General features: G+C 59.1%; 11 protein-coding genes. 5 read left to right on the plus strand and 6 right to left on the minus strand.

Annotated elements, in window-relative coordinates:
* Positions 1 to 43 precede the first annotated feature (43 nt).
* On the minus strand, positions 44 to 526 hold the full coding sequence (locus tag AC07W4_RS20820; protein WP_007989648.1) for an acyl-CoA thioesterase: 483 nt from the start codon (positions 524 to 526) through the stop codon (positions 44 to 46).
* Positions 527 to 812: 286 nt separating this feature from the next.
* Between AC07W4_RS20820 and AC07W4_RS20825 the strand changes: the two genes are divergently transcribed.
* Positions 813 to 2,576 (plus strand): cation:proton antiporter, encoded by a 1,764-nt coding sequence (locus AC07W4_RS20825; RefSeq protein WP_458549799.1) that lies wholly within the window; start codon positions 813 to 815, stop codon positions 2,574 to 2,576.
* A gap of 22 nt (positions 2,577 to 2,598) precedes the next feature.
* Here the strand turns inward: AC07W4_RS20825 and AC07W4_RS20830 are convergent, their stop codons facing one another.
* The 4 genes from AC07W4_RS20830 to uvrD form a co-directional block, all read right to left on the minus strand.
* The gene (locus AC07W4_RS20830) at positions 2,599 to 3,006 is read right to left on the minus strand and encodes an SMI1/KNR4 family protein (protein WP_003187120.1); all 408 of its coding nucleotides are present in this window, start codon (positions 3,004 to 3,006) and stop codon (positions 2,599 to 2,601) included.
* 138 nt (positions 3,007 to 3,144) lie between these two features.
* Complete coding sequence (locus AC07W4_RS20835) at positions 3,145 to 4,023, minus strand: Tim44 domain-containing protein (RefSeq protein ID WP_495033801.1); 879 nt, start codon at positions 4,021 to 4,023, stop codon at positions 3,145 to 3,147.
* A 179-nt stretch (positions 4,024 to 4,202) separates the two neighbouring features.
* Positions 4,203 to 4,643 carry an EamA family transporter gene (locus AC07W4_RS20840; RefSeq protein WP_495033802.1) on the minus strand — a complete coding sequence of 147 codons (441 nt, stop codon included), beginning with the start codon at positions 4,641 to 4,643 and terminating at the stop codon, positions 4,203 to 4,205.
* A 132-nt stretch (positions 4,644 to 4,775) separates the two neighbouring features.
* Positions 4,776 to 6,959 carry a DNA helicase II gene (gene uvrD, locus AC07W4_RS20845; RefSeq protein WP_008045592.1) on the minus strand — a complete coding sequence of 728 codons (2,184 nt, stop codon included), beginning with the start codon at positions 6,957 to 6,959 and terminating at the stop codon, positions 4,776 to 4,778.
* 256 nt (positions 6,960 to 7,215) lie between these two features.
* On the opposite strand from uvrD, the gene AC07W4_RS20850 reads away from it, so the two are divergent.
* From AC07W4_RS20850 to AC07W4_RS20860, 3 genes are all read left to right on the plus strand, one after another.
* On the plus strand, positions 7,216 to 10,086 hold the full coding sequence (locus AC07W4_RS20850; RefSeq protein WP_495033803.1) for an EAL domain-containing protein: 2,871 nt from the start codon (positions 7,216 to 7,218) through the stop codon (positions 10,084 to 10,086).
* 198 nt (positions 10,087 to 10,284) lie between these two features.
* Positions 10,285 to 11,151: a transcriptional regulator HexR gene (gene hexR, locus AC07W4_RS20855; RefSeq protein WP_007954250.1), complete on the plus strand. Its 867-nt coding sequence runs from the start codon at positions 10,285 to 10,287 to the stop codon at positions 11,149 to 11,151.
* A 228-nt stretch (positions 11,152 to 11,379) separates the two neighbouring features.
* Positions 11,380 to 11,589: a PA3496 family putative envelope integrity protein gene (locus AC07W4_RS20860; RefSeq protein WP_007989628.1), complete on the plus strand. Its 210-nt coding sequence runs from the start codon at positions 11,380 to 11,382 to the stop codon at positions 11,587 to 11,589.
* Here AC07W4_RS20860 and AC07W4_RS20865 read toward each other — a convergent pair.
* The gene (locus tag AC07W4_RS20865) at positions 11,531 to 12,493 is read right to left on the minus strand and encodes a LysR family transcriptional regulator (RefSeq protein ID WP_007989625.1); all 963 of its coding nucleotides are present in this window, start codon (positions 12,491 to 12,493) and stop codon (positions 11,531 to 11,533) included. The genes AC07W4_RS20860 and AC07W4_RS20865 overlap by 59 nt on opposite strands.
* A 191-nt stretch (positions 12,494 to 12,684) precedes the next feature.
* Here AC07W4_RS20865 and AC07W4_RS20870 point away from each other — a divergent pair, with 191 nt between their 5' ends.
* Complete coding sequence (locus AC07W4_RS20870) at positions 12,685 to 14,100, plus strand: acetyl-CoA carboxylase biotin carboxylase subunit (RefSeq protein WP_008045577.1); 1,416 nt, start codon at positions 12,685 to 12,687, stop codon at positions 14,098 to 14,100.
* Positions 14,101 to 14,109: the final 9 nt, after the last annotated feature.

The raw sequence follows: 14,109 nt of genomic DNA on the forward strand, positions 1-14,109 counted from the left end.
GCGAATGGCTTTCTAAAGAACACCATCAGCCTGCCTGACCAGATCAGGCGTCGCCCTTGATATCCTGATAACGCTTTTCCAGCTCCTGACGAATCTGCCGACGCTGTTGGGCCTGCATGTAGCGGCGCTTGTCCTCACTGTTCTGCGGTTGCAGCGGTGGTACCGGTGCAGGTTTGCGCTGGTCATCTACTGCGACCATGGTGAAGAAGCAACTGTTGGTGTGGCGCACCGACCGCTCGCGAATGTTCTCGGTCACCACTTTGATGCCCACCTCCATGGAGGTGTTGCCGGTGTAGTTGACGGAGGCGAGAAAGGTCACCAGTTCGCCGACATGGATCGGCTCACGGAAAATGACCTGGTCCACCGACAGGGTCACCACATAGCGGCCGGCATAACGACTGGCGCAGGCGTAGGCCACTTCGTCGAGGTATTTGAGCAGGGTGCCGCCGTGGACATTGCCAGAGAAGTTGGCCATGTCGGGGGTCATCAATACCGTCATCGACAGCTGGGCGTTTCCGGGTTCCATAGCATTCTCACGGGTCAAGGCCAGGTTTGAGAGTTGCACCTCTGCGGGTGCCTCGGCGGTTTTTTCAAACCAACAGTTATCGGGACGCCGGGTGCAGGGTCGCCGTCACGCCGGATCGATCTGTTTCCATATATTGCACCGCCTTTCTGCCAGAAGTCGCGGTGTTACCCTGCAAAAAGCCCTGCCTCAAGGGCATTTCCTACGTGCAATTCCGATTTTTGTTCTGCTCGATCAGACTTTTCCTGCGTCCGGGGATCGAGCAATGCCAGCCAGGGAGTCTCACGCCATGCATGCCATCAGTTTCATTCAGGATCTGGCAGTGATCATGTTGATTGCAGGTGTGGTCACCGTGGTTTTCCATCGCCTGAAACAACCGGTGGTACTGGGATACATCGTCGCCGGTTTCATCATTGGCCCGCACACCCCGCCATTCGGCCTGATCCATGATGAAGAAACCATCAAGACCCTGGCTGAACTCGGGGTGATATTCCTGATGTTCTGCCTGGGCCTGGAGTTCAGCCTGCGCAAGTTGTTCAAGGTCGGTGCCACGGCGTTCATCGCGGCATTCCTGGAAATCGTGCTGATGATCTGGATCGGCTACGAGATTGGTCGCTGGTTCGACTGGAACACCATGGACTCACTGTTCCTCGGCGCGATCCTGGCGATTTCCTCGACCACCATCATCGTCAAGGCGCTCAACGATCTGAAGTTGAAGAACGAGCGATTTGCCCAGTTGATATTCGGTGTGCTGATCGTCGAAGACATTCTGGGCATCGGCATCATCGCGCTGCTGTCCAGCATCGCCGTCAGTGGTACGGTCAGCTCCGGCGAAGTGTTTTCTACTGTGGGCAAACTGTCGCTGTTCATGATCGTCGCATTGGTCATCGGCATTCTGATGGTACCGCGGTTGCTGGCCTACGTGGCCAGGTTCGAGAGCAACGAAATGCTGCTGATTACCGTGCTGGGCCTGTGTTTCGGCTTCTGCCTGCTGGTGGTCAGGCTTGAATACAGCATGGTCCTCGGCGCGTTCCTGATCGGCGCGATCATGGCTGAATCCCGGCAACTGCTGAAAATCGAGCGTTTGATTGAGCCGGTTCGCGATCTTTTCAGTGCGATTTTCTTTGTGGCCATCGGGCTGATGCTCGATCCGGCGATCCTGCTTCAATACGCCTGGCCAATTGCCGTAATTACCGTAGCCGTGGTGCTCGGCAAGATGTTGTCCTGCGGCCTTGGTGCATTTATCGCCGGCAATGACGGACGTACCTCGCTGCGGGTCGGGATGGGGCTTTCACAGATTGGCGAATTCTCCTTCATCATTGCGGCGCTGGGCATGACGTTGCAGGTCACCAGTAACTTTTTATACCCGGTGGCTGTGGCGGTGTCGGTGATCACGACCTTGCTGACGCCTTATCTGATTCGCGCGGCTGATCCATTGTCGATCAAGCTCGCGGGCGTCATGCCGGAACGCCTGGGACGGGTGTTGGGGATGTACGGCGAATGGCTGCGTAGCATCCAGCCTCAGGGCGAGGGGGCGTTGCTGGCGTCGATGATCAGAAGGATTTTGCTGCAGGTCGGGGTCAACCTGGCTTTGGTGATCGCGATTTTCTTCTCGGGCGCGTACTTTGCCGAACGCATGTCGGCTTACGTGCAAGGCTGGATCAGCGACCCGAGCTGGCAGAAGGCATTGATCTGGGGTGGAGCGCTATTGTTGTCGCTGCCTTTTTTGATTGCGGCGTACCGCAAGCTCAAAGCCCTGTCGATGTTGTTGGCGGAAATGGGCGTCAAGCCAGAGATGGCCGGGCGCCACACGCAGCGAGTGCGCCGGGTGATCGCCGAAGTGATCCCGATCCTGTCGCTGCTGGTGATCTTTTTGCTGTTGGCAGCCTTGTCGGCCAGTATTCTGCCGACCAACAAGTTGCTGGTACTGATTGCTGTGGTCGCGGCCGCCGTGGCGGCGCTGCTGTGGCGCTGGTTCATTCGTGTGCATACGCGGATGCAGGTGGCGTTGCTGGAAACCCTCGACAATCACAAGGAGTCGTCCGGGCATTGACCACCCCGCGGCGTTGACTGGATCAGCTTTCCAGCCAGACGTCCCGTGCCCAGTGCCACACCGACTCCCAGGTTTCTTCGGCGATCAGCTCTTCTTCGGCCTGCCAAAGCACCACGGTGCCGTCTTCTTCGACGCAGTAGTAGTCGTCACCGTCCTGGCAGATCGGGATCAGGCTGCGATCGACGCCGGCGTCCCAGGCGTTGGCGGCAACGTCGGGCAGGTAGGTGTGGGATTGCGGGTCGGTCACCGTGACCGGTTCCAGGCTACCGTAGACCACGTCGCTGACGGTCAGCAGAAACTCTCTGAAGACGAACGGAATGTCGATGAACAGTTGTTCTTCGATTTCGACCAACAGGTCTTCGTCGGGCAATTCCAAGGGGACCGGTACCGGTTCGTTGGCTTCACGCAGTTGTTCGATGATTTCTTCCACGTCCGGGATCCTCTTGCTTGTATGGCGCGGTTTATATGGGGCGGTTTATACAGTAGCTTGCTATAGATGCAACCGCGAAATAGAAAACCCCGGCCGAGGCCGGGGTTTTCTTTACAGCAAGTGAAGCGCGGCGCGGGATCAGCCGTTCTGGCGGATACCTGCAACCAGCCAAGGCTGGTTTTCGCCTTGTGCACGTTCCATGTTCCAGCTTTCGCTGAAGACTTCGCCCTGGTCGAAACGCGAGGTTTTCGACACGCCGGTGAAGGTCAGGGTGGCAATGGTCTTGTCGGCGCGATCATCCACACCGTCCAGCTGCACATTGAGGTTATCAATGTAGGTGGACTGGAAACCGTCGCCCAGGTCGGTACGCTCACGCTTGAGGAACTCCAGCATTTGCGGGGTCACGAACTCGGCGATCTTGTCCATTTCGTTGGCGTCCCAGTGCTGTTGCAGGGACTGGAAGTGATTGCGTGCCGCTTCGACGAAGTTTCTTTCGTTGAACCAGGCTGGAGCGTTGATCACCGGACGAGCGGCAACAGGCGCTGGCGAACCACCGAAGATCGAACCACCGGCAGGCTTCTGTTCGAACGCTTCACGTTGCATCGGCGCGTGGCCGGCCGGAGCGTAATGCTCCTGCTGCTTGCGACGACGGGCGGCGATAAAGCGGAAGACCAGGAATGCAATGACAGCCATGATCAGGATGTCGAAGATCTGCATGCCCTGGAAGCCGTCGCCCATGAACATGGATGCCAGCAGGCCGCCGGCCGCGATACCGGCCAGAGGGCCGAGCCAGCGCGAAGCGCCACCGGCCTTGGCAGCGGCGCCAGCGGCACCGGCAGCACCAGCGGTCGCCGCAGCGCCGCCCATGCCTGGAGAAGAAGGAGCCATCTGGCTGGTCTGGTGTGTCGGCGCAGCGCCTGCGCTTTTGCCACCACCGAAGCGCTTGGCGGCATTGACGTCGAGACTCATCGTCAGGCCGATGCACAACGCCATGGCGATGCTAAGAAAACGTTTCATAAAGGGAATTCCCATTTGTGGAAGGCACGCGCGCCATGTTGCACAGCTGAAGTGTTACTGGCTAGCGGCAGAGTGTTTCGGGCTTTTGCCTGACAGGTTTCATTCAGCTTCAGTCAGTGCAATAGGGCCTTTTGACTTTGATCTGTCAGATGAGTGGATGAGCTTTGTAGGACGCTCGTCTAGCGACGTAATGCCAGCATGACGACCCCGGCCGTGATCAGAACGATTCCGCCCCATTGGCGCAGGTCAAGTTTTTCACCCAGCAGGACTACGCCAAGAACGGCCACCAGCACCACGCTGAGTTTGTCCACCGGGGCAACCAGTGACGCCGGACCGACCTTGAGCGCACGGAAATAGCAGATCCACGACGCACCGGTGGCCAGGCCCGACAACAGCAGGAAAAGGTAGCTCTTCGCAGAGATCGATCCCAAAGACTGATATTGGTCCGTGGCGAACAAAATCAAGGCCAGGCTGACCAATACCACTATCGTACGCAGCAGGGTGGCGAAGTCGGAGTTGACGTTTTCGATGCCGACTTTCGCGAAAATGGCGGTCATTGCCGCGAATGCCGCCGATAACAGGGCCCAGAATGTCCAAGAGGAAAAGAAGCTTGAGCCCATATCTGTTCCCTTTCACATAGGCCAACGTCTAACCCTGTGGGAGCGCGAAGGCAGCACCGCAGTTCAACAGAAACACCGCGTGATCGTTCTTCGCGAGCAAGCCCGCTCCCACATTAGACCTCTGGCGGTCTTTTAGATTGCTTCCAGTTTCGCGTAACCCAGCATCAGCCACTTGCTGCCTTCGCTGAAGTTCACTTGCACCCGGGCCTGAGCCCCGGCGCCTTCGAAGTTCAGGATCACGCCATCGCCAAACACTGAGTGGCGTACGGTCTGCCCCAGGCTGAAGCCGGTCTGCGGAATCTCGCTGCCGCTGAACAGGTTGCTGCCACTCATTGACTGGTTGCCACCGAAAGGACGGCTGACGCTGTTGGACAGCCGCACCTCCTGAATCAGACCTTTCGGAACTTCGCGTACGAAGCGCGAGACCTTGTTGTAGGTCTCGCTACCATAAAGGCGTCGGGTTTCAGCATAGGTCATCACCAGGTTCTGCATGGCCCGGGTGATGCCTACGTAGGCCAGACGACGTTCTTCCTCAAGGCGACCGGGCTCTTCCAGGCTCATCTTGTGCGGGAACAGGCCTTCTTCCATGCCCACCAGGAACACGTAAGGGAATTCCAGGCCCTTGGCGCTGTGCAGGGTCATCAGTTGAATGCTGTCTTCGTGCTCGTCGGCCTGGGTATCGCCGGCCTCCAGCGATGCGTGACCGAGGAATGCTGCCAATGGCGACAGGTCTTCGTCTTCTTCGCTGTTTTCGAAGTTGCGCGCGGCGCTGACCAGTTCCTCAAGGTTTTCTACCCGAGCCTGGCCTTTCTCGCCTTTTTCCGCTTCGTGATAGGCGATCAGCCCCGACTGCTCGATGACGGTCTGGGTCATCAGGTGCAGTGGCATTTCCATGCACTTGGCGGCGAGGTTCTCGATCAGCTCGATAAAGGCGCCCAAGGCACCGGCCGCACGACCGGTCAGGCCTTTGTTGGCCACCAGTTGGCGCATCGCTTCCCACATCGATACATCGCTGTGGCGCGCATGGTCGCGGATCGCTTCAACGGTTTTCTCGCCGATGCCACGGGCCGGCACGTTGATCACCCGTTCCAGCGCGGCGTCGTTGCCACGGCCTTCGAGTAAGCGCATGTAGGCCATGGCGTTCTTGATTTCGGCGCGTTCGAAGAAGCGCTGACCGCCATAGATACGGTAAGGAATGCGCTCGCGCAGCAAGGCTTCTTCCAGAACCCGCGATTGGGCGTTGGAGCGATACAGAATCGCTATATCGCTGCGAGACAAGCCGGTTTTGAGCGCGCTTTCGATGGTTTCGACAACGTAGCGTGCTTCGTCGTGCTCGTTGAAGGCTGCGTACAGGTTGATCGCTTCGCCGTCGCCGCCGTCTGTCCACAGCTCTTTGCCCAAGCGCCCGGTGTTGTTGGCGATCAAGGCGTTGGCAGCCTTCAGGATACCGGCGGTGGAGCGATAGTTTTGCTCCAGGCGAATGGTTTCGGCGTCCGGGAAGTCTTCGGAATACTGATAGATGTTCTCGATTTTCGCGCCACGCCAGCCGTAGATCGATTGGTCATCGTCGCCTACGACCATCAGGCTGTCGCCACCCTTGGCCAGCAGGCGCAACCAGGCGTATTGCACGGCGTTGGTGTCCTGGAACTCGTCCACCAGGATGTGCCGGAAGCGCTTTTGATAGTGAGCGAGCAGGCCTGGGTGATCGCGCCACAGGTCGAGGGCGCGCAGCAGCAATTCGGAGAAGTCGATGACACCCGCACGCAGGCAGGCGGCCTCGTAGGCCTCATAGATGCCGCGCATGGTCGCCAGGAACAGGTCGCCGCTGGCCTGGATGTGTTGCGGGCGCAGGCCTTCGTCTTTCTGGCCGTTGATGAACCATTGGGCCTGACGGGCCGGCCAGCGCTGTTCGTCCAGGCCGAGCTCGCGGATTACTCGCTTGACCAGACGCTGTTGGTCATCGCTGTCGAGAATCTGGAAGGTCTGGCTCAGGCCCGCTTCCTGCCAGTGTGCCCGCAGGAGGCGGTGCGCCAGGCCGTGGAAGGTGCCGACCCACATGCCGGCCGGGTTGATACCCATCAGCTGCTCGATGCGCTGGCGCATCTCGGCAGCGGCCTTGTTGGTGAAGGTCACCGACAGGATGGAGTGGGGCGAGGCGTTTTCGACCTGGATCAACCAGGCGATACGGTGCACCAGCACTCGGGTTTTGCCGGAACCAGCACCGGCCAGGACCAACTGACGACCCACGGGGGCCGCTACGGCCTGGCGTTGGGCATCGTTGAGGGAGTTCAGCAGAAGGGAGAGATCATCGCGCATCGGGGCATTCTAGGGGGCCGCGACACACCGGGCAAACCCCGCTTCGCTTTAACCGATGAAAGTTATGGGAAGGACGACCGGTCAGTCATCGGCTGCAGGCGTTGGCGGGGCGCGCCTTCAGCATTTTCAGTGACATCGGCAACCGAAAAATATGGCGATTTATTGATCAGCAGCAGTTTGGTCCGGGCAATTGCTTGTGTATGCTCCGAGCAGTTTCGGGCCCATGCTCACCATTATAAGAACAAGAACATCGCCTATGACCCTCAGCTTCGACCTGTCGGGCCCCACTGTGGAGCCTCGGGTGATCCGTAAACAGTACGCCATGGAAATGGCGGTCGAGCGCACGCGCCTGTTGTATCAAGGCTCGTTGCTGCCCACATTGTTCATGCTGATCAATGGCCTGGTCTGTGCCGGTTTGCTCTGGAGCCCGCAGCGCTATTTCCTGGTCAGTGTCTGGCTGGTGTGGTTGTTGTCTTTGGTGGCATTGCGGGTGATTCAGGTCGCGGCCTTCGATTCGGCCATTCCCAACCGTCAGGCCCATCCAATTTGGCGACGGATGTTTTTGCTGGGCTCCGGCCTCACCGGTCTGACCCTGGCCGGTGCCGGCATCGCTCTGGTTCCCGCCGATAACTTCATTCAGCAAGCCTGGGTCTTCGGCCTCATCGGTGCCGCAGCGCTCTCGGCCAGCGTGGCTTATGCGGTCAGCTTGCCGGCATTTCTGTCATTCACCTTGCCCTGCCTGTTACCGGCCATCGCCTATATGTTCTGGGGGGCTGACGAACAGCAGCAGGGCTGGGGCTGGTTCGGGCTGATCCTGCTCGGTGCATTGAGCGTGGTTGCCTGGCAAGTCAATCGATTGATCGATCGGGGCTTGATGCGACGCTTTCAGAACCAGGCGCTGATCGAGCATCTACAGCAGGCGCAAAGTTGCAGTGATCAGCTCAATCAGAAGCTGGCCAAGGAGATAGAACAGCGCCGACGTGCCGAGGACGAGTTGCGAGAGATCCAGGTCGACCTGGAAAACCGAGTCGCTCAGCGCAGCCTGGAACTGGACGCCGCCAACCAGGCACTGAGCAAGAGTGAGGCGCGTCTGGCGCTGGCATTGAAGGCCAGCGAGTTGGGGTTGTGGGACTGGAACCTGCAAACCGACGAAGTCCATCACACGCAGATTCAGGAATTGTTCGGCCTGGAGCCGGAGCAGGTCACCGCATTACTGCGCCACCTCAAGCCGCGCCTTCATCCTGAGGATCTTCCTGCGCTAAAAAGGGCGCTGGTCGAGCATTTGAAGGGTCGCACCGAGGACTATCAAATCGAGTATCGCGTGCGCCATGGCGACGGTCACTGGGTCTGGATCGAAGACCGCGGGCGGGCTGTCGAGCGTGCCGACAACGGCCGGGTGATTCGCATGGTCGGCACTCGCCGCGACATCAGCGCCAGCAAAAGCCTGGAAGAGCAGCGGCAACTGGCGGCGACCGTGTTCGAGGCGGCTAGCGAAGGGATCGTGATTTTCGATCCGAACTACGTCCTGATCGCGATCAACCAGGCCTTCAGTCGGGTGACCGGCTATGACATCGACGACATGATCGGGCGCAATGTCGTTGAGTTGCCATGCAGTCGCGATGCGCGTCGGCATTACGCTGCAATACATCAGGCGCTGGAGCAGCAAGGCAGTTGGCAGGGCGAATTGGTGGAGACCCGCAAGAACGGCGAGATGTATCCGCAATGGTTGCAACTGAATGCCGTGCGCGATACCCGGGGAAATGTAAGCCATATTGTGGGCTTCTTCGCTGATCTCTCGGCCCGCCGAGAATCCGAAGAGCGAATGCGCTATCTGACCCATTACGATGAGCTTACCGGTCTGGCCAACCGCGCGATGTTTCGCGAACGACTCAGCGAGGCTCATCAACGAGTGCGACAGGGCGGTTACCGCAGCCTGGCGTTGCTGCACATCAATCTTGACCGGTTCAAGCAACTCAACGACAGCCTGGGGCATGAAGTCGCCGACCAGTTGTTGCAGAAAATGGCCCGGCGACTGGTGAATGCGTTGCCTGAAGCAGACACCATCGCGCGCCTTTCCGGTGATGAGTTTGCCGTACTGTTCAACGCCTACGGCAACCTTTCGAGCCTGGCCCGGGTGGCGACTCGTCTGGCGAACAAGTTGCGTCTGCCGGTGACCATTGACGGGCATGAACTGGTGGTCAGCGCGTCGATGGGCATCAGCCTGTTGCCGGACAGCGCGCGGGAAATATCGGCATTGGTCAGTCAGTCGAACATGGCGATGCAGCACGCCAAACACCTGGGTGGCGATAATTTCCAGTTTTACACCGACAGCTTGCAAGCCAGCACGCTGGAGCGATTGCAGTTGGAAAACCACCTGCGCAAAGCCATCGAAGACAAACAACTGAAGGTGTTTTACCAACCGAAACTGTGCCTGGCCACTGGCAGGTTGAATGCCGCCGAAGCCTTGGTGCGTTGGGATCATCCGACCATGGGCCGGGTGCCGCCGGGGGATTTCATCGGCCTGGCTGAAGAGACCGGACTGATCGGCCCGATCGGTGAGTTCGTGTTGCGTCAGGCCTGCTGGCAAGCCTGTGAATGGCAGCGCCAGGGGCTTGAGCCGATACGGGTGTCGGTCAATCTGTCGGTGCATCAACTGCGTCAGGGCAAGCTGGTCAGTCTGGTGCGCCAGGTGCTGGAGGAAACCGGGCTGGCGCCGCACTATCTGGAGCTGGAACTCACCGAAAGCCAGTTGCTGGACAGTGTCGAACACATCATTGCAACCTTCCAGCAGTTGCGTGATCTCGGGGTGAAATTGGCCATTGACGATTTTGGCACCGGTTATTCGTCCCTGAGCTATCTCAAGCGAATCCCCGTGGATTACGTGAAGATTGATCAGGCGTTTATCCGTGGCCTGGGGGAGGGCAGCGAAGACGCGGCGATTACCCGGGCCATCATTGCCATGGCTCACGGTCTGAAACTCAAGGTCGTGGCAGAAGGGGTGGAGCGGGAAGAGCAGCTTGAGTTCCTGGAAGCCGAGTGCTGCGATGAAGTACAGGGTTATTTGATCAGCCGCCCGGTCGAGGCCGAGGCGTTGGCAGGTTTGCTGCACGCGCAAGCCGCAAGCTGAGGGGGATACGTAGGGCGCTTTGTCCTTTAAAACGTGCACTAGGCGCACCTGGACAGGCGCCAGAGTGCTACATGAAGCCCGGGCACGTGAAATCGAGGGATTCGGTAACGCATTGAGCAGGCAAAAAGCCAATTCATGTAGTATAACTACAAGCGTGCTACATCCCCGGCACCTGCCAATAACAAAGAGTCCAGCCCTTTGAATCTGCTGCAACACATCGCCCAGTCTCGCCACCTGTTACGCAAGTCGGAGCTCAAGGTCGCCGACCACGTGCTGCTTGATCCTGCGGCCGTGATGCACAGCTCCATGGCCGACCTGGCCCACAGCGTGGGCATCAGCGAGCCGACCATCGTGCGTTTTTGCCGTGCCATTGGTTGTTCCGGTTTTCAGGACCTGAAGCTGAAGCTGGCCCAGAGCCTGGCGGCAGGTGCGAGTTTCGGCCAGTTTGCGATTCACGAAGACGATTCGGTCGCCGACTACAGCCTGAAAATCTTCGACACCACCCTGCATACGCTGATGGAGGTTCGCGAGAAACTCGATCCGCTGGAGTTGCAGCGGGCGGTGACACTGATGTCCCAGGCCCAGCGTGTCGAGTTCTACGGCTTCGGCGCCTCGGGTGCGGTCGCTGCGGATGCCCAGCACAAATTCTTCCGCTTGCTGCTCACCGCTGCGGCGTATTCCGACCCGCACATGCAGGCGATGTCGGCGGTGACGCTCAAGCCAACCGACGTGGCGATCTGCATTTCCCAGTCCGGGCGTTCCAAGGACCTGCTGATCACCGCCAATCTGGTGCGCGAAAGCGGTGCTTCGTTGATCACCCTGTGCCCGAGCCAGACGCCATTGGCCGAACTGTCGACCGTCAACCTGGCGATCGATGTGCATGAGGACACCGAAATCTACACGCCGTTGACCTCGCGAATCGCCCACCTGGTCGTCATCGACGTGTTGGCGATGGGTGTGGCCATGGCGCGCGGACCGAGCCTGGTCAACCACCTCAAGAGCGTCAAGCGCAGCCTGCGCAGCTTGCGGTTGTCGCCCAAGTCGGTGAAGGCGCTGGACGATTGATCCTGGCCTGAGATTGCAGGAAGGTCGTTCCGACCTATCGTCGGAGCGCCGCCCGGAGCAGGCTCGCTCCCACATTTGATCGTGCGCGCCGCAGAACCTGTGGGAGCTTGCTCGCGATGGCGGCCTCGAATACACCGCAATTTTCATCAGTCTGTAACGCCCAAGCCGCCAAACCGTCATCCCCCGCGCCTATCTTGAAACTCCCGTACTCGCCTTGGGAGACTCGAAATGGCCATGCCCTACGAAGAACGCAACAGCGCTGTCAAAACCCGTCGTCAGCAAGAAGATCAGCGCCGCATGGAATTCCGCCGCGCCATCGAAGATCGCTGCGAACGTCGTCAGCTTCTGGCCGAGATTGGCGACTTCCCAGAGCTGGAGCTCAACTTCTGGCAGTCATCTCCCTCGACTTCCCGTCGAAACGCTCAACCAGCGCGCTGATCTGAATTCGTTCGCTACGAACAAACGCCAGGAAGGCGTGAGCCACCGGTGACAGGCGTTTTGCCTTGGCCTGCACCAGACACCAGCTGCGGTAGAGCGGCAATTCTTCGACCGGCAATTCGATCAGTCCACCGGTTGCCAGCTCAAGGTTCAGGGCGTGGCGCGTCAATAGCGCAACGCCCAGACCTGCCAGTACACATTCACGCTGGGCTTCGGCAGACGAGACTTCCTGAGTCTGGTTGAAGTGCACGCGCTTCTCTTTGAAGTATTCTTCACACGCCAGCCGCGTCCCGGAGCCTGGCTCACGCAGAAGTAGTGTGTAGGGCTCGAGATCCTGCAGGCGCAGCGGCCCCATATGGCACAGCGGATGATCCGGTGGCGCCACAGCGACGATCGGGTTGTTCAGGAACGGCAGGAATTCCAGGCCCATGTCCTGGGGCACCATGGACATGATCACCAGGTCGTCGCGGTTATCCGACAGGCGCCGAATGACCTGGCCGCGATTGACCACCGTCAGTTGCAGGTTCACTTCCGGGTGCTGGCGTTTGAATGCGGCAAACAAGTGCGGCACGAAATACTTGGCGCTGGATTCCACCGCCAGTTTCAGTTGCCCCTGCAACGAGCCCTGCATGTCCGACAACTGCATGTCGAGGTTTTCCAGGCGTCCGAAAATATCCCGGCTGGCCCGCTGTAACGCTTCAGCGGCTTCGGTCATGTAGAGTTTTTTGCCGACGTAATCGAACAAAGGCTGGCCAATCAGCTCTTCCAGCTGACGAATCTGTAGGCTGACGGCAGGTTGTGTGAGCGACATTTCCTCGGCCGCTCGGCTGTAGGACCGCAAATCACAGACCTCGTTAAAGATCTGCAATTGCCGCAAAGTCATACGCATCAATGACTTACGCATTATCTGGTCGCTCTCGTCGCTGGCTGGTGATTCAACTATAAGTCTTTACTTATGCGCGACCCAATTATTATTCATTTTTGTTAATCCCTTGTGAGCGCTAGTGTGGACCTGCGACCAAATTGAAACATTTGGTCACGCGTCGACCTGGGTCTAGCAGGTCGTGGGTACCACCGGCTCAAGGGAAACTCCAAGTGATAACAAAGATCCTGATCGCCAACCGTGGTGAGATTGCCGTACGAATTGTACGTGCCTGCGCCGAAATGGGCATTCGCTCGGTCGCGATCTATTCCGATGCCGACCGTCATGCCTTGCACGTCAAGCGTGCGGACGAGGCCCACAGTATCGGTGCCGAGCCGCTGGCCGGTTATCTGAACCCGCGCAAGCTGGTGAACCTGGCTGTGGAAACCGGTTGCGATGCACTGCACCCCGGCTACGGCTTCCTTTCGGAAAACGCCGAACTGGCGGAGATCTGCGCCGAGCGCGGGATCAAGTTCATCGGCCCGTCGGCAGAAGTGATTCGCCGCATGGGCGACAAGACCGAAGCTCGCCGCAGCATGATCAAGGCCGGCGTACCGGTGACCCCGGGCACTGAAGGCAACGTGTCGGGCATCGAAGAAGCCCTGACCGAAGGCGATCGCATCGGTTACCCGGTGATGCTCAAAGCCACTTCCGGTGGTGGCGGCCGCGGCATTCGTCGCTGCAACAGCCGTGAAGAACTCGAACAAGCCTTCCCTCGGGTCATTTCCGAAGCCACCAAGGCTTTTGGTTCGGCGGAAGTGTTCCTGGAAAAATGCATCGTCAATCCGAAGCACATCGAGGCGCAGATTCTTGGCGACAGCTTTGGCAACGTGGTGCACCTGTTCGAGCGTGACTGCTCGATCCAGCGCCGCAACCAGAAGCTGATCGAGATCGCCCCGAGCCCGCAACTGACCCCGGAACAGCGCGCCTACATCGGCGACCTGTCGGTGCGCGCAGCCAAGGCCGTGGGTTACGAGAACGCCGGCACCGTGGAGTTCCTGCTCGCCGAGGGCGAGGTGTACTTCATGGAGATGAACACCCGGGTGCAGGTGGAACACACCATCACCGAAGAAATCACCGGCATCGACATTGTCCGCGAGCAGATTCGCATTGCCTCCGGCCTGCCGCTTTCGGTGAAACAGGAAGACATCCACCACCGTGGTTTCGCCCTGCAGTTCCGGATCAACGCTGAAGACCCGAAGAACAACTTCCTGCCGAGCTTCGGCAAGATCACCCGTTACTACGCACCCGGCGGCCCCGGCGTACGGACCGACACGGCGATCTATACCGGCTACACCATCCCGCCGTACTACGACTCCATGTGCCTGAAACTGGTGGTGTGGGCGCTGACCTGGGAAGAGGCGATGGACCGTGGCTTGCGCGCCCTCGACGATATGCGTCTGCAAGGGGTCAAGACCACCGCCGCGTACTACCAGGAAATCCTGCGCAATCCGGAATTCCGTAGCGGCCAGTTCAACACCAGCTTCGTTGAAAGCCACCCTGAACTGACCAACTACTCGATCAAGCGCAAACCCGAAGAGCTGGCCCTGGCCATCGCCGCCGCCATCGCCGCCCACGCAGGCCTGTGAGGAATAAAA

The sequence above is a fragment of the Pseudomonas sp. GW821-FHT02A08 genome (assembly GCF_059422045.1).

Bases quoted from the DNA above. Each gene is read 5' to 3' on its own strand.
- AC07W4_RS20820 (WP_007989648.1), bottom strand. From the start codon at position 526: ATGGAACCCGGAAACGCCCAGCTGTCGATGACGGTATTGATGACCCCC.
- AC07W4_RS20825 (WP_458549799.1), top strand. From the start codon at position 813: ATGCATGCCATCAGTTTCATTCAGGATCTGGCAGTGATCATGTTGATT.
- AC07W4_RS20835 (WP_495033801.1), bottom strand. From the start codon at position 4,023: ATGAAACGTTTTCTTAGCATCGCCATGGCGTTGTGCATCGGCCTGACG.
- AC07W4_RS20840 (WP_495033802.1), bottom strand. From the start codon at position 4,643: ATGGGCTCAAGCTTCTTTTCCTCTTGGACATTCTGGGCCCTGTTATCG.
- uvrD (WP_008045592.1), bottom strand. From the start codon at position 6,959: ATGCGCGATGATCTCTCCCTTCTGCTGAACTCCCTCAACGATGCCCAA.
- AC07W4_RS20850 (WP_495033803.1), top strand. From the start codon at position 7,216: ATGACCCTCAGCTTCGACCTGTCGGGCCCCACTGTGGAGCCTCGGGTG.
- AC07W4_RS20860 (WP_007989628.1), top strand. From the start codon at position 11,380: ATGGCCATGCCCTACGAAGAACGCAACAGCGCTGTCAAAACCCGTCGT.
- AC07W4_RS20865 (WP_007989625.1), bottom strand. From the start codon at position 12,493: ATGCGTAAGTCATTGATGCGTATGACTTTGCGGCAATTGCAGATCTTT.